The organism is uncultured Campylobacter sp. (assembly GCF_947255105.1).
Classification (GTDB): Bacteria; Campylobacterota; Campylobacteria; order Campylobacterales; family Campylobacteraceae; genus Campylobacter_B.
Window position 1 is genome coordinate 14,084 of record NZ_CAMYFP010000003.1, and the last position, 22,192, is coordinate 36,275.

The 22,192-nt window shown below is 36.3% G+C and carries 17 protein-coding genes; 6 read left to right on the forward strand and 11 right to left on the reverse strand.

The window, feature by feature from the left end; translation table 11 throughout:
- Positions 1-69 precede the first annotated feature (69 nt).
- The 5 genes from Q0X52_RS02525 to thiD are packed head-to-tail and all read right to left on the reverse strand — an operon-like array spanning position 70 to position 6,002.
- Positions 70-1,065, reverse strand: a complete 996-nt coding sequence (locus Q0X52_RS02525; protein ID WP_297574464.1) for an agmatine deiminase family protein — start codon at positions 1,063-1,065, stop codon at positions 70-72.
- Positions 1,066-1,084: 19 nt separating this feature from the next.
- Positions 1,085-2,698 (reverse strand): hypothetical protein, encoded by a 1,614-nt coding sequence (locus Q0X52_RS02530; protein WP_297574466.1) that lies wholly within the window; start codon positions 2,696-2,698, stop codon positions 1,085-1,087.
- Complete coding sequence (locus tag Q0X52_RS02535) at positions 2,698-4,167, reverse strand: replicative DNA helicase (protein WP_297574468.1); 1,470 nt, start codon at positions 4,165-4,167, stop codon at positions 2,698-2,700. Before Q0X52_RS02535 ends, Q0X52_RS02530 begins: the two co-directional genes overlap by 1 nt.
- Positions 4,151-5,218, reverse strand: a complete 1,068-nt coding sequence (gene ispG, locus Q0X52_RS02540; protein WP_297574470.1) for a flavodoxin-dependent (E)-4-hydroxy-3-methylbut-2-enyl-diphosphate synthase — start codon at positions 5,216-5,218, stop codon at positions 4,151-4,153. Before ispG ends, Q0X52_RS02535 begins: the two co-directional genes overlap by 17 nt.
- Positions 5,205-6,002: a bifunctional hydroxymethylpyrimidine kinase/phosphomethylpyrimidine kinase gene (thiD, locus tag Q0X52_RS02545; RefSeq protein WP_297574472.1), complete on the reverse strand. Its 798-nt coding sequence runs from the start codon at positions 6,000-6,002 to the stop codon at positions 5,205-5,207. Before thiD ends, ispG begins: the two co-directional genes overlap by 14 nt.
- A gap of 111 nt (positions 6,003-6,113) precedes the next feature.
- Between thiD and Q0X52_RS02550 the strand changes: the two genes are divergently transcribed.
- On the forward strand, positions 6,114-7,388 hold the full coding sequence (locus Q0X52_RS02550; protein ID WP_297574474.1) for an OmpP1/FadL family transporter: 1,275 nt from the start codon (positions 6,114-6,116) through the stop codon (positions 7,386-7,388).
- Positions 7,389-7,458: 70 nt separating this feature from the next.
- Here Q0X52_RS02550 and groL read toward each other — a convergent pair whose 3' ends face one another.
- Both groL and groES read right to left on the reverse strand, forming a co-directional pair.
- Positions 7,459-9,102 carry a chaperonin GroEL gene (groL, locus tag Q0X52_RS02555; RefSeq protein WP_297574476.1) on the reverse strand — a complete coding sequence of 548 codons (1,644 nt, stop codon included), beginning with the start codon at positions 9,100-9,102 and terminating at the stop codon, positions 7,459-7,461.
- A gap of 15 nt (positions 9,103-9,117) precedes the next feature.
- Positions 9,118-9,381 carry a co-chaperone GroES gene (groES, locus tag Q0X52_RS02560; protein WP_297574478.1) on the reverse strand — a complete coding sequence of 88 codons (264 nt, stop codon included), beginning with the start codon at positions 9,379-9,381 and terminating at the stop codon, positions 9,118-9,120.
- Between the two features lie 226 nt (positions 9,382-9,607).
- Here groES and Q0X52_RS02565 point away from each other — a divergent pair, with 226 nt between their 5' ends.
- Complete coding sequence (locus Q0X52_RS02565) at positions 9,608-12,172, forward strand: hypothetical protein (RefSeq protein WP_297574480.1); 2,565 nt, start codon at positions 9,608-9,610, stop codon at positions 12,170-12,172.
- A gap of 214 nt (positions 12,173-12,386) precedes the next feature.
- On the opposite strand, the gene Q0X52_RS02570 is transcribed toward Q0X52_RS02565, so the two are convergent.
- Genes Q0X52_RS02570 through Q0X52_RS02580 form a run of 3 tightly spaced genes read right to left on the reverse strand, consistent with a single transcriptional unit; the run spans position 12,387 to position 15,524 of the window.
- A complete protein-coding gene (locus Q0X52_RS02570; protein ID WP_297574483.1) occupies positions 12,387-12,995 on the reverse strand; it encodes an NUDIX hydrolase in 609 nt (202 codons plus the stop codon).
- On the reverse strand, positions 12,980-14,353 hold the full coding sequence (gene mgtE, locus Q0X52_RS02575; RefSeq protein WP_297574486.1) for a magnesium transporter: 1,374 nt from the start codon (positions 14,351-14,353) through the stop codon (positions 12,980-12,982). Before mgtE ends, Q0X52_RS02570 begins: the two co-directional genes overlap by 16 nt.
- Complete coding sequence (locus Q0X52_RS02580) at positions 14,331-15,524, reverse strand: peptidoglycan DD-metalloendopeptidase family protein (protein ID WP_297574489.1); 1,194 nt, start codon at positions 15,522-15,524, stop codon at positions 14,331-14,333. The genes mgtE and Q0X52_RS02580 overlap by 23 nt, the downstream gene beginning before the upstream one ends.
- 196 nt (positions 15,525-15,720) lie before the next feature.
- On the opposite strand from Q0X52_RS02580, the gene Q0X52_RS02585 reads away from it, so the two are divergent.
- The 3 genes from Q0X52_RS02585 to Q0X52_RS02595 are packed head-to-tail and all read left to right on the forward strand — an operon-like array spanning position 15,721 to position 18,694.
- Positions 15,721-16,449: a plasminogen-binding N-terminal domain-containing protein gene (locus Q0X52_RS02585; RefSeq protein WP_297574492.1), complete on the forward strand. Its 729-nt coding sequence runs from the start codon at positions 15,721-15,723 to the stop codon at positions 16,447-16,449.
- Positions 16,439-17,821 (forward strand): FAD-linked oxidase C-terminal domain-containing protein, encoded by a 1,383-nt coding sequence (locus Q0X52_RS02590; RefSeq protein ID WP_297574494.1) that lies wholly within the window; start codon positions 16,439-16,441, stop codon positions 17,819-17,821. Before Q0X52_RS02585 ends, Q0X52_RS02590 begins: the two co-directional genes overlap by 11 nt.
- Before the next feature lie 9 nt (positions 17,822-17,830).
- A complete protein-coding gene (locus tag Q0X52_RS02595) occupies positions 17,831-18,694 on the forward strand; it encodes a YihY family inner membrane protein (RefSeq protein ID WP_297574497.1) in 864 nt (287 codons plus the stop codon).
- Here the strand turns inward: Q0X52_RS02595 and Q0X52_RS02600 are convergent.
- Entirely contained in the window at positions 18,599-19,819 is a 1,221-nt protein-coding gene (locus Q0X52_RS02600; protein ID WP_297574500.1) for a ComEC/Rec2 family competence protein, read from the reverse strand. The genes Q0X52_RS02595 and Q0X52_RS02600 overlap by 96 nt on opposite strands.
- Before the next feature lie 107 nt (positions 19,820-19,926).
- Between Q0X52_RS02600 and Q0X52_RS02605 the strand changes: the two genes are divergently transcribed.
- Positions 19,927-22,005, forward strand: a complete 2,079-nt coding sequence (locus Q0X52_RS02605; protein WP_297574503.1) for an RNA degradosome polyphosphate kinase — start codon at positions 19,927-19,929, stop codon at positions 22,003-22,005.
- The last annotated feature ends 187 nt before the right edge of the window (positions 22,006-22,192 follow it).

The window sequence follows — 22,192 nt, forward strand, 5'->3', positions numbered from 1 at the left end:
TCTCAACCTTATGGATAAATTTAAAGGTATTGTATCAAAAGTGGATTAAATTTAACATATATAGCTAGCCTAAGATAATGCAAATCTATTTTGACAAGAGCAGTGTAGTGAGCCATTTTGTCTGATAAAAACAGTTGCATCAACAGCTACTACCTCCAAATTTGGCAAGGCATCTTGAAGTCTATCTAAAACTATCTCATCATTGTTATCGCCATACACAGGCACTATCAAAGCGCCATTTACAAAGACAAAATTTGCATAAGTTGCAGGTAAGCGCCTGCCTTTGTAAAATTTAGCCTTTGGAAGTGGAAGAGCAACTAGCTTAAAGCCACTCATCTCTAGCTCCTCTCTCATCGCCGCCAACTCATCAAAATGCTCATCTTGCCTATCATCGCACGATGAGTAAGCGATAGTATCACAAGATATAAATCTAGCCAAAGTATCGATGTGGCTATCGGTATCATCGCCCTTTATAAAGCCCCTCTCAAGCCAAATTATCTTTTTTAGCCCAAAAAGCTCTTTTAGCTTTGTCTCTATCTTGCTTTGATCAAATTTGGCGTTGCGGTTGCTATTTAGCAGGCATTTTTTTGTTGTAAGCAAAACTCCCTCTCCATTAAAATCAACACTTCCACCCTCAAGAATAAGATCAATCTCCTCTAAAGAGCCTTTTAAGTAGCAATTTTCAAAGAGTTTTTTATTGACACTATTGTCCAAAGAGCTATCAAACTTCCCGCCCCAAGCATTGAAACCAAAATCATAACTTACAATTTCGCCATCTTTTAAAACATCAATCGCACCATAATCCCTTATCCAAGTATCATTAGTAGCTATCTCAAAAGAGACAATCTCATGTAGATTGCTCAAATTCATACCATCTAAAAAAGCTTTAAATTTCTCCTTTGACGGCGATATTACACCCACTTTTTGATACTTTGCAGCACTCTTTACAAAAGAGCAATAAGATGACAATATATCGTCTAAATAGCAGTTCCAATCGCTATTTTCGTGTGGCAACGTCACTAGCAACATCTCCTGTTTTTCCCACTCGCCAAATGCCCTAATCACTTCAAAACTCCTTAAATTTCTACTCATCTATGATAAATATACTCTTATCAACCTCATCAAAAAGCTCATCTATCTTCATATAAAGCTCTCTTTTAAAGCCATCTTTTTGGCTCATCAACTCCTCTTTTACCTCTTTTATAAAGCTATCTTTGTTTAAAAACTCATCGCCTTTGGCAAAAATATAGTCAAAGCCAAACCAACTTCCAATGGCAATTGCTGGTATGCAAATTACAGCCGCTGGCCCACAAACCGCTCCCACAGCTGCACTGCTACTAGAAAATGCTGCCTTTCCACCCGTTTTTGTTAGGCTTTTTGCAACTAGCATTGCACCAATTCCTGCTCCAAAACTACCACTTATTCCAACTCTTTGTCTGTTTGAATAGGCAATATTTGATAAATTTAGCTCTAAATTTGATAAATTTAAGGAGAGTTTGTCATAAATTTCTCTCTCATAACTAGAAAGTTCTCTATTTATCGCGCCATCAAGCCCTTGTGTAAAACTCTTAGGAAACGACTCTTTTAAAAGCTCCTCTACCCTCTTTTCTACAAAATCTTCATTATCAAAAACTCCATGCCAAAGCACTAAATAGTCGCTAAAAACTGAGTATTTAAACTCTGCTAATTTGTTTGCAAAAATAGTGGACGAGTTTTCATAGATAAGATCAATATAGTTATCCAAATCTCTTTTTAGCTTCTCTTTGTGACGCTCTTTTGACTCTTTTTGATAGTTTAGAAGTGATAAAAGCTCACTTTTTTCTATCTTAAATTTGCTATTTTGCACAACTATCTCTACAAATTCTTTTGTTTTCGAAACTGTGCCAGATGGTGCTATCTCCTTTGTAAAAGAGACAACCATAAAAAGCGAAGTTGCATAAAAAAGCGTAAAAATAGTAGTTAAAAAGTAGCCCAAATTTAGCCCTTTGCCGCCAAAAAAAAGTGAGATTAGATGAAAAATAGCGACAAAAAAGAGAAAGTTATTTAGACCAAAAATGAGAAATAAAAGCAACTTATGCTCTATAAAAAAGTTCTGCTCTAGCCAAAGAATAGCCCGTTTTAAGTAGAAAACAGAGCTGTAAATTTCATTTATTAAAGAGCAGTTTGCACTGCATAGATTTTCACCTACTAAAAAGGCAAAAAACTCACTCTCTGCACCATTTAAAAAAAAGAGAGCCACCGCTGTATAGACAAAGCTTGCAACAAAAGAGCAAAAATAGATGCTAACTCGTTTTAAATTTTGATTGTAGTTTAGCTCATTTTTAAACAGGGCAAAAAAAGCTCTTCTTACTAGCAGAAAAAATGGTGGTAAAAGTAGCCCAAAAAGGACAAATTCAAGCTTTGTTATAAACATCATAGTAAAGATGAAGCTAAACAAAAGCAAGCTTGCATAGAAAAAAGAGCTAACAAATGAAAATAGTTTGCCACTAAAAAGCGCCCTTAAAACTCCCCCTTTTTTGAAAAATGCTCTACTTACAACAACTCTAAAAAGTGCTCTGTATGAGTAAATTTCAACTATCAAAAAACCAAGTAGTAGCAAAAAAAGCGCTATTAAATAAGTGCAATTAAGCCTTGCCCAAAAGATAAAAAATAGATAGATGGTAGCAACAATGGATAAATTTAGCGCTACCCTTCTCATCAGCCCTCTAGACCTCTTAAATTTCTCTCGTAATTTTCCTCTCCATCATCCATCGAAAACTCACCCAAAGGCTCGCTACTTTGCTCAAGCAACGCATCGGCAAATTTGGTAATCTCTTTTTTATAGACAACTTTTACTGTGCCAAGTGGTCCATTTCTGTTTTTGCCTATAATTATCTCAGCCTCTTCCATATCTTTGTTGAGTGGGACGTGCGGTTTATACTCACTCATATCTTTGCCCTCATTTCTATATCGCTCGCGCCTCTCCATCTCCTCTTGCTCAGCATAAACATCACCTCTATAGACAAACAAAATAGTATCGGCATCTTGCTCTATCGCGCCACTCTCTCTTAAATCGCTTAACATTGGGCGCTTGTTTGCCCTAGACTCAACACCGCGGTTAAGTTGCGATAGTGCGATAATTGGGATATTTAGCTCACGTGCTAAGAGCTTTAAGCCACGTGAAATCTCGGCAATCTCCAAGTGACGTTCGCTATATTTGCTACTACTTGTCATAAGTCCTATGTAGTCTATCACACAAAGTGAGATATCTTCGTTTTTGCTCTTTAGCTTTCTCATCTGTGTTCTTATCTGGTGGATATTGACATAGCCACTATCGTAGATAAAGAGCTTTTTGTCACTAAGCTCATCGCACGCATCGCCAAAACGTGTATATTCGCTATCTTGCATCTTTGCTGTCATTATGTTGGAAAGTGGAATGCCTGTATGAGAGCTTAAAACTCTTTTCATAAGATCTTTTGCCGGCATCTCAAGGCTAAAAAAGACAACTCCCTTCTCTTGCTTTATTGTTTTTAGTGTCAAATTTAACGCAAAAGCGGTCTTTCCCATGCCAGGACGTGCTGCTATGATGATAAGTTCTCCTGGCTTAAAGCCTTTGGTATGTTCATTTAGATATCTAAAGCCCGTATCAAGCCCAACTAGATCTTTATCATCTCTGGTTTTTTGTAGCTCAATATCTAAAAGAACATCTCTTATAACCTCTTTGCTCTCCTTTATAGCGCCCCCTACTCTATCTTCTAAAAGTGCGTAAATTTCAGAGCTTATCTCATCTATTGCATTTTTTAAATTTGAAGAGTTGTCTACTATCTTTGGGATTTTGACAGAGACATCCATAAGAGCTCTTTTTATACTATGCTCTTTTATCTCATTTGCATATGTTTCAACATCTACAATTGGACCTGTTACAAGGATATCTGCAAGGACGTTTTCGTTAAATTTCTTGCCAAGTCGCTTTTTGATAAATGCCACTTCAATAGGCTCATCATTATCCACGCAAGCACAAATTGCCTCAAATATATCTCCATAAGCTGGCAAAGAAAAGTCATGCCTATTGATGATAGAGTGCGCTATGCTAAAGGCCTCATCGCTATTTATAATTGAGCTTAAAACTGACCTCTCTATGCCATCTATGCCTGCTTTATAAAGATCTATACTATTTTCTCTTATCATAATTTTCTGCCTCCATCTCAAGCTCTTTTAAAAATCTCCCAACCAACTCTTTTTCTTTAAGTCTTGCTATGATCTCTCCTTTTTTTATGATAAGTCCGCTACCTTTGCCAAATGCTATAGCCAAATCCGCTCCTTTTGCCTCTCCAATGGCATTTACAACACAACCCATAACAGAGATATTTAGAGGAGCTGTTATGTGAGATGTTCGTTTTTCTATCTCTTTTATAGCACTTACCAAATCACTTTGAAGTCTTCCACAAGTTGGGCATGAGATGATATTTAGACCGCTTTTTTGTATGCCACTATCTTGCAAAATCGCCTTTGCAACCCTTATCTCCTCTTCTAACTCGCCTGTTATGCTAACTCTTATAGTATCGCCAATACCCTCAAGTAAAAGCCCACCAATAGCAATAGAGGACTTTATAGTCGCATGAAAGGTAGTTCCAGCCTCAGTAACACCCAGATGAAATGGATAATCACACATCGGACGAAGTTTTCTGTAGGCTTGCATAGTTGTTAATACATCACTACTTTTTAAAGAGATGGCAATATCAAAAAAATTAAGCTTTTCTAAAAGTTCATAGTTATAAACCGCTGAAGCTATCATTCCATCGACACTTCGCCCAAATTTATCCTCAAAAACTCTCTCCAAACTTCCCAAATTTATACCGATTCTAATAGGTAAATTTCTAGCCGAGCACGCATCAACAACTGCTTTTATACGGTCCTCTCCGCCGATATTGCCCGGATTGATACGAACAGCATCTACAAACTTGGCAACCTCCAAAGCAAGGCGGTAGTTAAAATGTATATCAGCAACTATTGGAAGCGGACTTTGCTCCTTTATCTGCCTTAGAGCCGCCGCATCTTCCATATCAAGCACAGCACATCTTACAATGTCTGCACCTGCAAAGTAGAGTCTGTTTATCTGAGCAATAGTTGCTTCTATCTCTTTTGTCTTGGAAAAGGTCATCGACTGCAAAGAGATGGGTGCATCGCCACCAACCTCAACAGAGCCTACTTTTAGCTTTTTGGTCTTAACTCTTTTCATTGTGAAATTTAAAGAAGTGATTTACAGGATTGCAACCTTTGCCTACCAAAAAGGCATTTTTGATAGCCAAAAAAATATACTCATTTGCAGCACTTACAGCATCTATTAAGCTTTTGCCATTTGCTAAGTTGGCAGCTATTGCGCTAGACAAAGAGCAGCCAGATCCATGGGTTGAGGTGGTATTTAGCCTCTTGTCTTTAAACTCTACAAACTCTTTGCCATCATAAAAGAGATCTAAAGAGATTCCGTCAAACTCACCAGCCTTTAAATAGACACTTTTTGAGCCATAGTCCAAAAGTCTTTTGCAAGCCTCTTTTAACTCATCTTTTGATTTTATCTCTTTTTTCAATATCTCTCTTGCTTCGTGGATATTTGGTGTAATGACTGTTGCAAGTGGAAAAAGTTCCTTTACAATGGCGCTCTTTGCCTCTGTTTCAAGCCAGATATTGCCGTTTTTACAGCCCATTACAGGATCTAGCACAACTGGCGGAAGCTCTGTTTTCTCCCTTAGACTATTGGCAACTGCTTTTATAATCTCAGCACTTGGTAAAACACCAATTTTTATAACATCAACTCTAATATCTTCAAAAATTTTGTCAATCTGCTCTTTAATAAGCGAGCCACTTATTAGCTCCATTCCAAAGATACCTTGTGTATTTTGTGCTGTAACAGCTGTAATAGCTCCCATGGCATAGATATTATGAGCAATAAATACTTTAAGATCGGCTATAACTCCCGCTCCACCTGATGGATCAACTCCTGCAATGCTTAGTGCATGTCTCACTTTAAATCCTTTATAAAAATTATCCAACCATTATATACAACTTAGCAAAATAGCATCTGAAAAAATAAAAAATTTTGTATAATAAATCTTCAAACAAATTTAAGGACAGATATGAATAAAAAAATCTTACTATTTAGCGCTGCTCTGTCACCTTTGCTACTTTTTGGTGCAGGTTATAAAATCCCTGAGCAAAGTAGCGATTCTGTGGCACTTGGCTCATCAAATATTGCAAAAAGCTATGGTGCGGATGCTTCGTTTTATAACCCTGCCAATATGAGTTTTTTAGATAGAGATAGCTACTTTATTGAAGGTGGTCTTACCTATATCTATCTTGGCAAAACCAAATTTAAAAACTACTCAAAAGTTGCTGGAACAAAAGATCAAACATCTAAAAAAGAGCGTTTTGTTACACCAACTTTTCACTTTATTACCAAAGAGTATAATAAATTTAGATATGGCATCTCTTTGGCAGTTCCTGCTGGAATAGCTATGAAGTGGGATGGCGACTATGCAAAGGCTACATCACATCTTTTCATGTTAAAAATAATTGAAATCTCTTCAAGTGCTGCCTATAGAGTAAGTGATAATTTTAGCATAGCAGCTGGCGCTAGAGCAGTCTATTCTGAGGGCGAAACAGAAAATTATATAGAAAATTTAGAAGTTCCTGGAACTCCTATTAAAGTCAATGCAACAAGGCATATGAATGGCGATAGTATCGACTTTGGCTACCTAGTAGCAACAACATATAAGCCATTGGACAATCTTGCTTTTAGTGCAACCTACAAATCAAAGGTAAATTTGACACTAAAGGGCAATAGTCGCATAACTTTAACATCAACACCACCTATCATGAGCCTAACTGGAAGTTATGACGGAAGTGCCTCCATAACAGTCCCTCTTCCTGCTACACTTATCCTAGCAAGTGCTTATGAGTATGATAAATTTGACTTTATGTTTGCATTTGAAAGAACATTTTGGTCAAAGTTAAAAGAGCTTGATTTTGACTATGATGGCACAGTTCCATTTGCAAAGGCCTTTGAAGAGCCGCAACAAAAAAACTGGAAAGATGCAAATACCTATAGAATAGGCCTTGGATATAGAGTAAATGATAGTTTAAGACTAATGGCTGGATTTAGTTATGATGAGGCTGCTACAAAGAGTCAATATGTCGGTTTTGAGTTGCCTGATACAAAGGCTTATGTCTATTCTACGGGCTTTAGCTATAAGATAGACAAAAACAAAGAGCTAGCAGGATCTTTCCTCTATCAAGATAGACAAAACAGAAGGGTAGATAAACAAGGTAAGACTTTTTTAGATACAGTTGATGGTAAATTTCAAAGTGGCAAGGGAATGCTTACAAACCTCACTTTTAAATACAAGTTTTAGGGTATAAATTTAGAGTTTTTAGAAGTATAAATCAAAAAGGCAGAGCTTTCACTCTGCCAACCAAAATGGACTACATCATTCCGCCCATGCCACCCATGCCGCCCATACCACTCATATCAGGCATAGCAGCTGGCGCTTTATCCTCTTTTATCTCACTAACTGCAGCCTCTGTTGTAAGTAGCAAGCTAGCAACGCTTACTGCATTTTGAAGTGCAATTCTCTCAACTTTTAGTGGATCGATAATTCCTGCTTCAAACATATCAACATACTCGCCACTCATCGCATCAAAGCCAAAACTCTCTTTTTTGCTAACTGCAACTGTATTTGCTACAACTCCTGCATCAAAGCCTGCATTTTCTGCAATTTGCTTAAGAGGTGAGTAGATGGCTCTTTTTACTATATCAGCGCCTATTAACTCATCGCCTTTGAGATTTAACTTGACTCTAAGACCAGCTCTTACAAGGCTGCTTCCACCGCCAATTACAATGCCTTCTTCAACTGCTGCTTTTGTAGCGCTTAGTGCGTCATCTACGCGGTCTTTTTTCTCTTTCATCTCAGTTTCTGTTGCTGCACCAACTTTAATAACAGCTACTCCGCCGCTTAGTTTTGCTAAACGCTCTTGAAGTTTTTCTTTGTCATAATCGCTAGTTGTCTCTTCTATCTGAGCTTTTATCTGTGCAACTCTTGCCTCGATGGCTGACTTGTCGCCTTTGCCATTTACTATGGTGGTGTTGTCTTTGTCTATAACAACTCTCTCAGCCTCTCCAAGATCTCCTATAGATGCGCTCTCTAGTGTTCTTCCAAGCTCTTCACTTATAACACTTCCGCCTGTTAAAATAGCAATATCTTCAAGCATTGCTTTTCTTCTATCGCCAAATCCTGGTGCTTTTACAGCAGAGATGTTTAAAACTCCTCTTAGTTTATTTACAACCAATGTTGCAAGTGCCTCTCCTTCGATATCTTCAGCAATAATCAAAAGTGGGCGTGAGCTTTTTTGAACTTGCTCCAAAACTGGTAAAAGATCTTTTAAGTTAGTAATCTTCTTATCAAAAAGCAAGATATATGGGCTATTTAACTCAACTATCATCTTCTCTGCATCAGTTATAAAGTAAGGGCTTAGATAACCTCTGTCAAACTGCATTCCCTCAACTACATTTAACTCATCGTTTATTGACTTGGCCTCTTCAACAGTAATAACTCCATCTTTACCAACTTTCTCCATCGCATCTGCAATCAAAGTTCCGATATTGTGATCTGAGTTAGCTGAGATAGTTGCAACTTGAGCAATCTCTTTTTTGCCTGCAACTGGTTTTGAGATCTTTTTCAACTCTTCAATGATTGCGGCAGTCATTTTGTCCATTCCGCGTTTTACTTCAACTGGATTTGCTCCTGCAGTTATGTTTCTTAGGCCCTCTTTAAAGATAGAGTGAGCAAGTATTGTTGCAGTTGTTGTTCCATCGCCTGCCTCATCATTTGTCTTACTTGCAACCTCTCTTACAAGTCCTGCGCCCATGTTTTCTACACTATCTTTTAACTCAATCTCTTTTGCAACGCTTACGCCATCTTTTGTAATAACTGGTGAGCCAAAACTCTTTTGCATAAGCACATTGCGACCCTTTGGTCCCATTGTAACTTTTACAGTATCATTTAGCTTTTTTACACCGCTATATAGTCTATTTCTTGCCTCATCTGAAAAAATTATATCTTTTGCCATATCATCACTCCTAATCTATTTTATAATTCCAAGAATATCTTCACATTTTAAGACTAAAAATTTCTCATCATTTAGAGAAATCTCATTGCCTGCATATTTTTCAAAAACAACTGTGTCATTTACTTTTATCTCTTTGCACTCATCACAAACTGCAACTACTTTACCGCTAGATGGTCTCTCTTTGGTTGCGTTATCTGGTATGATAATGCCGCTTGCTGTAGTTTTAGTCTCTTCTTCTCTTTTTACAAGAAGTCTTTTTCCAAGTGGTTTAAAGTTCATTCTTCAATCCTTAATTTTAAATTTTAGCACTCTAGGTGCTTAAGTGACAGGATTATATAGCATATTTACAAATATGTCAATAGTTTTGCACTAAATTTTGTTAAACTTTAGTCAAGTATGCTAAAGGTTTATAAAAATATTTACTAAATTTGACCATTTGAGCTGTTAATCGTAATTTACCTAAATTTGGATAAACTTATAGAATTAAATTTCATGGAGATGATTGATGATAAGAGCTTTAAAATATATCATTTTACTTATTTTAGTTTTGTTGCTTTGCGGCGGGATTTTTGTTGGATATCTACTCACAGATAACGGCAATGCGTTTGTTAAGCCCTATGTTGAAAAATATCTTAGATACAAAAGTGGCTTTGACGTTAGGTTTGATAAATTTAACATTAAGATAAACTATATTGATATCGTTGCTGTTGTAAATGGCGAGATAGAGCTAGCTAGCAAGGGTAACTACTCTTTGTTTAGCCAAAATTTAAACCTAAAATATCAGCTAAATGTAAATGGCTTAAAGAGCTTCAATCTAAATCTAAAAGAGCCTTTAAGTGTTGGCGGAGGTATAAATGGCAAGTTTAAAGAGTTTGTCCTAGATGGCAATGGAGCGATGTTTAACTCAAATTTAAACTACAGAGCGAAAGTAGTTGATTTTGGAGTTGTGGATGCAAATTTGGAGGGCAGAGAGTTTGATATCGCAAAAATGCAAAAGGTCTTTGATATTGATAAATATTTAGATGGCAAACTAACGATAAAAGCAGATATCAAAGATGGAAGTGGAACGGCGCTAATTGCGACAAAAGAGGCGCAAATAGACAAAGCTAGTCTAAAAAAACTAGGAATAACTCCACCAGATAAGACTGATTTTATACTTAACTCTGGCATTAAGATAGATGGTGACAAAATTGCAGCAAAGACAAAAATAGCCTCAGATCTCTTAAATTTGGAGGCAAATAGGACAAATTATGATATAGCCTCAAGCTCCTTAACAAGCGATTTGACACTTTATATTGCAGATCTTGAAAAGCTAGAGCCACTAATTGGCAAGAAGTTTGTAGGAGCGCTAAAAGTAGGTGCAAACATAGTCATAAAAGAAAACAAACCTCAGTTTATAGAGGCTGTTATCAAGGGCTTTGGCGGGGAGATTTTGGCAAATTTAAAGGATGAAAATCTTGATGTAGAGATTAAGTCAATTGAACTTATAAACCTTCTTTCAAACCCTAGTCTTGGCAGTGCAAAGCTAGATGGAGTTGCCAATATATCAAAGATTTATGATAGCAAAAATATGCAAGGCTCTATCAATCTTTTCATAGATAACGGCACAATAAACAAAGATGAGTTAAAGAAACTTACAGATTTTGCCCTTTTGGAGAACTTTGATTTTAAACTAGCAAATAAAACTCTCATAAATAGCGGCAAAATAACAAGCACTTCAGGTATTTTTTCAAATTTGTTTAACACAAAAACGATGGATGTAACTTACGATATCGCCAAAGAAAGGGCAGATCTAGACTTTGAGTTGATAGTCCCACAAATTTCTAAAATATCTCCAAATATCACTTCAAATAGCTCACTAAATGCCAAAGGAAAGGCAACTCTTATCGAAAGTGAGCTTAAAAACTTAGATGCTCTCATCTCTACTCTTGATGGCTCTGTTGCGCTAAATAGCGATGGCAAAAAACTAGCAGCCTCCATAAAAAACATAGAGATATCAGAGCTTTTGGCGCTAATCGCACAGCCAATATACTCATCTGGAAAGATAAATGGTGAGATAAAACTCTCATCAATTGATACAAAAGAGCTTAGCGGCGATGGCACTATCAATGTAGCTGGCGTGCTAAATAAGCCTGTTTTGGATAAAATCCTAGAAAAAGAGTTTCCAACAAATGTTGGCTTTAATGGTAACTTTACATTCAACATCAAAAACCAAATAGCAAACTTTAAGAGCAAGTTAAACTCAGATCTCGCCAACCTTACAAAGCTAGATGGCAACTTCAACATAGCAAACTCCATACTCGAAGCGACCTATCAACTCTATATCCCAAGCCTTTCAAAGCTTGAGTTTATGGCTGGCACCAAACTAAATGGCGATTTTAAGGCAGATGGCGACCTTTTATTTAAAAAAGATAGTTCGCTTTTAAATTTATATTCAGACTTTTTAGATGGCAAACTTGTTGCAAATCTCAAAAACAACATCTTAAAAGCTAATTTTAATGGCTTTAGCACAGAAAAGATAAGCGATCTTTTGGTTATGGATCGCATATACAAAGGAGTTGGAACGGCTGATTTGGACTATGATATCTTAAAAAAGAGCGGTAAATTTAATGCAAATATCAAAGATGGCGCGCTTGTTGCAAACAATTTTACCAACCTTATAAGAGCAACTACTGGCTTTGATATCGCAAATGAGGTCTATAAAGATACAAAGATTGATGGCACCATCAAGCAAGAGATGATAAATTTTAACGCCAATATGCAAGCCTCAAGAAGCAAAATCTCTGTAACAAATGGAAAGCTAAACACTAAAACAAAAGCTCTAAATATCCCTGTTATCTCAAACTTTGAAAAGACCGATATAAATGTTTTGATAACTGGAACTACTCAAAAGCCAAAATACAAAATCTCCTCAAACTATCTCAAACAAAAGTTAGATGACGCGGTCACAAAGCAAGTTGGCAAGCTACTTGGAAGTGGCAATAAAAACAAAGATGATGGCAAAGACTCTAGCAATAGCAATGTCGAAAAGCTCATAGACAAAGGACTTGGAAAGCTCTTTGGAAAATAGGTTGTGGGACACAAGTCCCATGACCAAAATTGATACTTAAGCTAGCAGTTGGGTTACCAAACAGCGGCGGCGGTAAATTTCAACTCTAAATTTCAACTCTAAATTTCAAGTGTTAAATTTCAAGTGTTAAATTTCAAGTGTTAAATTTCAAGTGTTAAATTTCAAGCTAAGAGGATAAAAAGCAAAATAGCACCAAAATATGCTGTTTTGAAATTTAGATAGATTTTTTATAGAGCTCTTTTTTGTTTTCTAAAAACCACATTATCATATACAAAAGTCCGGGCGCCTTTACTAGCCTCTCATCAAAGATAAAACTCTTTGCCTCTTTTAACGGCAAGAAAAAAAGTTCGATATCTTCCCCATCTACTCCACCACCCAAGCCTTTTTTCATACTCTCATCTATAGTGGCATAAAACATTGTCTGTTGGTTGGCGCTAAAACCAAGTCCATTAAAGCAAGATGTCACATACTCAACCTCTTCTACCAAGTAGCCAGTCTCTTCCAAAATCTCCTCTTTTATGGTCTTTTCCCTACTTATGCCTTTGTCCATTATGCCAGCGCAAAGCTCATAGGTAAAACCTAGCTCCATCTCTTGGTTGGTATTATGTTTTGTCTGATAGTACCAAACAGGCGCTCTAAACTGCTTTACAAGGAGAATTGCGTCTTTTTGCCTGTGATAAAGAAGCGCCGCAACGCTATCATGCACATTAACACAATCCCAATGACGCCTAACACCATTTTGCTCAAAATCTATGCGAAATGGCTTTAAAAACTTATCATCTTCTAACTTTGAAATTTTGATGATTTTTATAGAAGTATCCATTTTGCAAGTCCCAAAAAGCAAAAGAAGCCCAAAGCATCGGTAGTTGCAGTAAGCAATACACTAGATCCAACAGCAGGATCTACCCCAAAACGTTTCAAAGTAAGCGGAACAAATGTTCCAATAAGTCCAGCAATACCAAGATTTATAACCATAGAGATAGCAATTACAACTCCAAGAAGTGGGATTTTAAACCAAAAATAGGCTATTAGTCCAAGGGCGATGGCAAAGATAACGCCATTTATAAGCGAAATGCCAATCTCTCTTAAAATTACCTCTTTTGCGTCCCTAAACTCTATCTGCCCAAGTGCAAGTCTTCTAACTGTAACAGCAAGTGCTTGTGAACCGGTGTTGCCGCCCATACTTGCAACTATTGGCATAAGAGCAGCAAGTGCAACCAACTTCTCTATCTCGCCTGAAAAAAGACTTATAACTGTTGCAGAGATAAGTGAAGTTACAAGATTGATAAGCAGCCAAAATGCTCGCGATTTGGCAGCTTTAGTGACAGTCTCTTCAAGCTCTACATCCTCATCAACTCCAACAAAGCCGTAAATTTGATCAGTTGCTTTGTCTTGTATGAGATCGTGAACGCTCTCAGCAGTTATTCTACCAACCAAAACGCCATCTTTGTTGATGATTGGCAAAACACTTAGATCAAACTCTCTAAATTTAATAACAGCGCTATCTATAGAGTCGGTATCATAGCTAAAAATTGGCTTAAAATTGTTCTCGCCCGCTATCCTTACAACCTCACCAATGGTAAGACTATAGTTGTAGATGATAAGATCGGATAGTGGAATGGAGTATTTGAGTTTGTTGTTTTTATCTACACAAAAAAGTTGATAAACATGTTCTATCTCATCTTGATGTCTTAGATCTCTAAGTCTATCTATCGCCTCTCTTAAGGTCTCGTTTGCTTTTGCACTAAACATCTCAGTTTGCATATAGGCGCCAACTTCGTCATCGTTGTATTTGGAAATCTTTAAGATATCCTCTTGATCCTCTTTGTCAAGTCCTTTAAATATCTCTTTGGCTCTAGTCTCATCGATATCTTTCAAATATCCAAAAAGTTCAAATTGCTCATCACTTTCAAGCTCTTCAAGTGCCTTTACGATGTAGGTTTTTGGAATGTGAAGCAGCACATCTTCTAGCATATGATCTGGCATCTCTACTGCAGCCTGGGCTAAACTTTCAGGATCTAAAAGCTCCAAATAGTATAAATACTCCTCTTTTTTGGCTCTTTTTAAATCTTTTAGATACTCAACTACATCGCTGCCACTTAATTTTTTCTTATGGGCAATATACTGTCTAAGAGACTCTTTTGCCTCTTTTATCTCATCATATTCCATCTTTTTGCTCATACTCTATATAGTTTTTAAAATTCTCATACTCAAATGGCTTAAATTTACCATCAAGAACAGCCGCTAATTTTTTATTTTGTATCTCTTTTATCTCTTTAAATTTAGCCTCTTTTTTTACTCTGTCTTTTGCTCTTTCTACATAGACAACCTTTTCAAAATCAATAGCAACATTGTTTTTATAAAGCCCAATGTGAAGATGTGGCCCAGAACTTAGTCCTGTTGTGCCAACATAGGCAATAAGCACTCCTTGGCTAACTTTTTGACCTTTTTTTAGTCCTTTGGCAAAGTTTTGAAGATGTGCATAAAGAGTTAAATATCCATTTTCGTGGCGTATCTCTACAGTGTTTCCATAACCTCCTCTTTTGCCTATAAAGCTAACTTTGCCATCTCCTGCTGCATAAACTGGAGTTCCTCTAGGTGCTGCATAATCTGTGCCTAAATGAGCTCTATATTTTTTAAGGATTGGGTGATATCTTTTGGGTGTAAATTTGGAAGAGACTCTAAAATTGCCCTTAAGTGGCAACCTAAAGAGAAAAGATTCAGCTCTTTTGCCATCTTCATCATAGTATTTTGACTCATAAAGATAGAGATATTTGCTAAATTTATATTGGTTGGCTACTGCTGAGATTATCTCAGGATCTCCATAAGGTTTGCCAACTCTTATCTTTTGACGATAAATGATAGCAACTTTATCTCCCTTTCTAAATCTCCTATCATCTATCTGTCCTCTATATATATTTAAAAAAGCCCGCACCAAAGCGCCGCTTCCTGTTGCCTTTTGGATATCTTGGCTAGGAGTGCTCTCAACCGATATAAGTAACTCTTTTTCAACCTCATCAAAAATAATTGGGATAAAATCCATAGCATAATGTCCGCTTTTGTCTTGATAAATTTGGATTTGAAGTTCAGAACTTATAGGAATAAGCACTTGATGTATCACTCCAAACTCATCTTTTAAGATATCGCACTCAACATCTGCTCTTATCTCGCTTACAAGCTCTCTATCTTCTGGCGAAAGGTTATAATAGAGTGCTCTTGGAATGTTGTTTATCTCAAGAAATTGTAAAAGAGTCGCTCCTTTTTCCCAACTAAAGGTTGTATATTGCAGTGTTGGAGTTTTTCCATAAGAAAAGACTACAACAGTTAAAAACAGCAAAATCAACCTATACATCTTAATCCTTTATCCAAACAACATATCATTTTGAAAGCACAATGGTAACTAAATTTAGCTTATATTTAGCAAAAACTTTTTAAATTTATATTAAAACAAATTTAAAAAGTCATATCTATTGCTCCAAAATCTCAATTTAGCAAAAGTAAATTTATTCTATTGTATAATTAGCACCATTTTAGAATCAGGAGTAAATTTGAAAAAGCTAATAGCAATTTTAACTCTAACTACACTTTTATTTTCAAACAGCTTTAACCTGCCATCATATGAAACATCAATCATCTCACTCTCCAAAGATAGAGCTTTCATAGCAGATAGCCCAAACATAGTAGTAGGTAGCAGCGCAGTAGTGTTGCACCAGCCAACAGGTGGCTTTGATGGTTTTATCGTTGCAAGAGGCGAAGTTGTTGCAAAAGATGGCAAAATGGCGACACTTTTACTTAGTCCATATGAACAACTTACTCAAAAGGCACTTCCAAATATCAACATCAAGCCAAGCCCTACAGATAGAGTTTTGCTAAATCATCTCTACAACAGAGTGCTACTTATTGCGCCAAACAAAAAGAGTTATGACTCTACAATTGATAAATTTAGAGCAACAAACTTTATAAACTCAGATCTAATGGCCGCTTCGCTCTTTATAGGTCGCAAGCCAAATCCAACTAAAAAAGAGTTTCAAAATGCCTGCTATGAAAATGAAGCTGGAGCTATCTTTTTTGTTTTGGATGGGGAGAGCTTTTTGCTAGATTGTCACAGCTTTAAAATTTTAAAAAGCTTCAAAACAGACAAAATCGATGAGTATCAACTTCCATTTTACTCAAGAGTAAAGGAGATCAAAACCTCTATTTTCAACCCAAAAAGCCACTATATAAAGGATTATAATAGCTATTATAGAGATATTATAGGAGTAAAAAATGATAGATAACAAAGATATAAAGTTTTTTGAAAAACTTTTAGGAAAAGAGAATGCCTACTTTGATGATGCGCACAAGCTAGCCTACTGCTATGATGCGACCAAAAAACGTCATCTTCCTGATGGAGTTTTGTTTCCAAGAGATGAGAGCGATGTTAGTGCAATCTTAAAATACTGCAACGAAAATAAAATCTGTATAATTCCACGTGGTGCAGGAAGTGGCTTTACTGGCGGATCTCTTGCAGTTAGTGGCGGCATTATTCTTGGATTTGAAAAGCATATGAATAAGATAAAAGAGATAGATATGCAAAACTTAGTTGCCGTAGTTGAGCCTGGTGCGATAAATTTGAATATTCAAAAGGCAGTTGAGGCAAAGGGACTATTTTTCCCGCCAGATCCTGCAAGTGAGAGCTACTCAACTATTGGCGGAAATGTCGCTGAAAATGCCGGTGGAATGCGGGCGGCAAAATATGGCATAACAAAAGACTATGTCATGGCTCTAAGGGCTGTTTTGCCAAATGGCGATATCATCAGAGCTGGAAAGCGAACTATAAAAGATGTAGCTGGATATAACATAGCAGGAATTCTCATAGCAAGCGAGGGAACTTTGGCTGTAATTACAGAGATTACCTTAAAGCTCATTGCAAAACCAAAGCTCAAAAAGACAGCTATGGGCGTTTTTGATAGTGTTGATGATGCGATGAATGCAGTTTATAAAACTATGGCAAGCGGAGTTGTCCCTGTAGCTATGGAGTTTTTGGACAATCTTTGCATAAGAGCTGTTGAAGAGAAATTTAACAAAGGACTTCCAAAAGAGGCTGGAGCACTTCTTATAGCCGATATTGATGGCAATATAGAAGAGCAGATTGAAAATGATCTAAAGACATTAAAAGAGTCCTTTTTACACAATGGAGCAAAAGAGTTTATAGTAGCCAAAGATGAAAAAGAGAGTGGTGATATCTGGTTTGCAAGACGCAACTGCTCTCAAAGTATCAATATCTACGGCACTTTAAAGATTAATGAGGATATTACAGTTCCTAGATCAAAACTCCCTCTTCTTTTGCAAAAAATTAAAGAAATCTCACAAAAATATAGTCTTACAATCCCTTGTTTTGGGCATACAGGCGATGGCAACGTCCATACAAATGTAATGGTAAATAAAGAAGATGAAGATGAGGTAAAGCGAGGCTATGAGGCTATCGAAGAGATATTTAAGATAACCATCGAGCTTGGCGGCACACTTAGCGGCGAACATGGCATTGGGCTAAGTAAAGCACCATATATGAAGATGGCATTTAGCGATGAAGAGTTGGCGCTTTTTAGAAGGATAAAAAAAGCATTTGATCCAAACAATATCCTAAATCCTGACAAAATGGGAATCTAATAATCTAAAATGTCAAAGATAAGAGCCTTTTTTAAAAGAGTGAGATTTTGGACAAAGCTCATATATGATGAGGAGCTTATGCACTATGCAGCAAGTCTTAGTTTCCATACGCTTCTCTCTCTCATTCCGATACTCTTGCTCTCATTTTCAATATTTACGCAACTTCCTAGCTTTGATGAGTATTATGCCAAAATCAAGCTCTTTATCTTTTCAAATTTACTTCCATCACATCAAAACGCTATAACAGACTACATAGAGCAGTTTTTAGCCAACAAAATAAGCCTTGGAGTCTTTGGAGTGATGGCAATAACTATCACCTCTTTGATGTTTTTTAGCGACTATGAATATGTTGTATCAAAGATAATGAGGCTAAAACAAAAGGGCTTTTGGCAAAGCTTTAGCAAATATTGGACACTCATTACATTAGCGCCACTTGGACTTGGCTTCTCTTTCTATCTCTCTTCGCAGGTGCAACTCTTTTTAGATAGAACCTATCTTACCAATTGGATAAATATCCTAACTATGCTACCCTACATCATCATATGGGTTATCTTTGCCATTAGTTATCAAGTAAGCGTAGATGAGAAAACATATACAAAAAACATCATCATAAGCTCATTTTTTGCAAGTTTGCTCTGGAATATCTCTAAATTTATCTTTGTGCAATACTCATTTTATAACAGAACTTATCTAAGTCTTTATGGCTCTTTTAGCATTTTGCTCTTTTTCTTTTTGTGGATTTATATAGCGTGGATTGTCTATCTTTATGGTCTTAAGCTATGTTACCAACTTGATAAAAAACAGAGGAGTAAAGCCTATAGCGCAGGCAGTGATTGCAAAGAGCTTCCATCTAATAGCCAAAATGGAGACTAAATTTGAGATGATAAAGAGATAAAGCGGTATATCAACAACAAATTTTTGCACTTTGAAATTTAAAAAGTCCAACAAAAAAGAGTCTAGCAAATCACCAGCACCAACCAAGTGCAAAGCAACAGAGAGCGGATAGAAGAGCAAAAAGACAAAGCCAAGCGGCACTACTGCTATCTGAGTAAAACTCAAACTACTAAAAAAGTAATAAACAGGTATATTCATCGCAAAAAAGATATATAAATTTAGCAAAATCACATCTACAAATTTGTTAAATTTGCCCCAAAAGTAGCTAACATAAAGATAGATATAAAGCACGCCCATACAAGAAAAATAAAATCCAACCGAAAAAATTAAAGATGGAAAGAGAGCTATTGCGATAATAATTGTTAGAAAAAGAGTCTCAAATGAGATGATTTTAATATTTCTAATGGCAAAGAAAAAAAGCAGAAGCGACATTATAAGCGACCTTAGATAACTTGGCGCAAAATCTAGCAAAAATAGATAAAAAACCAAAAAGCCAAATATTAAAACAGAGAGATCAAACTCTCTACTTCTATATGGAAAATATCTCTTTTGCAAAGGAAGATAGCAAAACTTCAAAAGAAAAAACAAAATAGCAAAAATAATTCCTATATGATAGCCGCTAATTGCCATAAGATGAGCTATCCCCCACTTTGTAATATCGGCTCTTAGCTCTTTTTGCATAGGTGCTGCAAGATAAAGAGCACTATATAAAGAGGCGATTTTCTCATCTTTATGCAAAGACTTTATGCTCTTTATGCTTTCATCTCTAATGGAGCTATCTCTACCAAGATCAAGTTTTTTTATCGCCAAATTTGGCATATAAAAGCTCCCTTTTAGATAGTCTATAAAGCCAACTTTTGCTCTATTTGGCTTTATTAAAACTTTTTGATGTGGGCTAAATTTCGTTTTTTTGTAAGTTGTGGTATAAAACTTAAATTTATCGCACTCCAAAAGTAAAACTCTGTAGCTTTTGTTGTTGGAGCTTGTCTTTAGATAGCTATTTATCACAGTTGCCTTTAAAAAGCCGCTATCTTCTTTAAATTTATTGTAATCGCTATAAATTAAAAAGAGGTTTAATGCAAATACGCAGCCCAAAGCTGCCATAAATAGGAGAAATTCTCTAAAGCTATTAAAAATCTTCATAGTTTTAAGATTATAGCAAAAACAGCACTATTTTGTTATAATAAGCAAAATCCTATAAGGTAGATTAGATGAATAGAAAAGAAAATCCTTACATAAATAGAGAGCTTTCATGGCTTGAGTTTAACACGCGAGTTTTATACCAATCAAACAAAGAGATTCCACCTCTTGAGAAGTTGAAGTTTTTGGCTATCTACTCAACCAACTTAGATGAGTTTTATATGATACGAGTAGCCGGTCTAAAACAGCTATTTAGCGCTGGTATAACTGTTAGAAGTGATGATGGTATGACACCACTTGATCAGTTAAGAGCTGTTAGAAACTACCTAAACAACGAGCAAAAAGAGTTAGAGCTTTATTACAACCAAACTGTGAGTGCTTTGGCTAAAAACAATATCTACATCAAAAACTACAACGAGCTAACACCGGCTCTTAAAAAACGAGCGGATGAATATTTTTTCTCAAACATAATCCATGTAATTGTCCCAATAGCGGTCGATTCTACACATCCATTTCCTCATCTAAACAACCTAAGCTTCTCTTTGGCTGTAAAACTTAGCGATAAGAGCAACCCTGATAATATAAATTTTGGACTTGTTAGAATTTCGCGCGTTCTTCCAAGGTTTGTGAATGTCAATGAAAATGTCTATGTTCCGATAGAAACTATTGTCCAAAGGCATGTTGAAGAGATATTTCCAGGATATAAACTTCTTAGCTCAACACCATTTAGAATGACTAGAAATGCCGATATCGTGATAGAAGAAGAAGAGGCAGATGACTTTATGATGATACTTGAGCAAGGTCTAAAACTCCGAAGAAAAGGGGCCTTTGTTAGAATGCAGATAAGCAAAAATGCAGACCAGCAGATACTTGACTTTTTAACTTTTCATACCAAAATATTTTATAAAGATATCTACTATTATGGCATTCCACTTACTATCGATGGGCTTTGGGAGATAGCAAGCAATAAAAACTTATCCCATCTAGGCTTTCCGCACTATGGTCCAAAAACATTGCCGCCATTTGATGACAATATCTCTATTTTTGACTCTATCGAAAAGGAAGAGGCGCTCATCTATCACCCTTATGAGAGCTTTGATCCTGTGGCAAAGCTCATAAAAGAGGCGTCAAAAGATCCAAAAGTTATCTCTATAAGAATGACACTTTATAGAGTTGAGAAAAACTCACCAATCATCCAATCCCTAATAAACGCCGCAAGCGATGGCAAGCAAGTCACTGTTATGGTTGAGTTAAAGGCTAGATTTGATGAAGAAAACAACCTTTACTGGGCAAAAGAGTTAGAGTCTGCTGGAGCGCATGTTATTTATGGAATAGCAGGATTTAAGGTGCATGCAAAAGTTACTCAGATTATCAGAAAACAAGATGACAAACTTAAATTTTATATGCATTTAGGAACTGGCAACTACAATGGAAGTAGCGCCAAAATCTATACCGATGTGAGTTTTTTTACAACGGATGAGGACTTTGCAACTGATATAACCAACTTTTTTAACATTCTTTCAGGTTACAACAAAAATAGAAGACTTATTCACCTCTCAATGTCACCTATGCAGATAAAAAAGAGGCTTTTAGAGATGATAAAAACCGAAGAGAAGATGGGAAGCGAGGGAGAGATAATCCTTAAAATGAACTCGCTAGTAGATACCGATATGATAAAGGCTCTCTATAGCGCTTCTAAAAGTGGAGTTAAGATAAATTTAATAGTCCGTGGAATTTGCTGCCTTAGACCTGGCATTAAGGGACTTAGCGAAAATATAAGAGTCATCTCTATAGTTGGCAAATACCTAGAACATGCAAGGATCTTTTATTTCAAACACTCAAATCCGGATGTATATATCTCAAGTGCGGATTGGATGCCACGAAATTTAGAGCGCCGCTTAGAGCTTATGACACCGATAAAAAACCAAGCTTTAGGAACAAAGCTAAAAGATATCTTAAAGGTTCAAATTAGTGATAATGTTTTGGCATTTGAGCTTTTGAGTAATTCGGAGTATAAAAAGGTGGAGAGAGCAGAAAAGGCAGAGGCGATAGATAGTCAAGATGTTTTTGAGCTCTATTTTAGCAAGCAGTATAAAAATCTAAAAAAGCACAATGAGATAAAGGCGACAAAGCTTTTGAAAGATGAGTAGAGTGCGGATAAATTTAAGCCTCTTTTTGCCTATAACTTGGCTAAATTTCACTCTTTAAATTTAGCCACAAATTATGAAATTTAACTAAATTTGCTCTAAAACATTTTGTAGATACAGCCAATTTAAGTGGCAAAATAGTTGTTTTAATTATAAGAAAAAGATTAAATTTCTTAAAGCAAGATAGAAA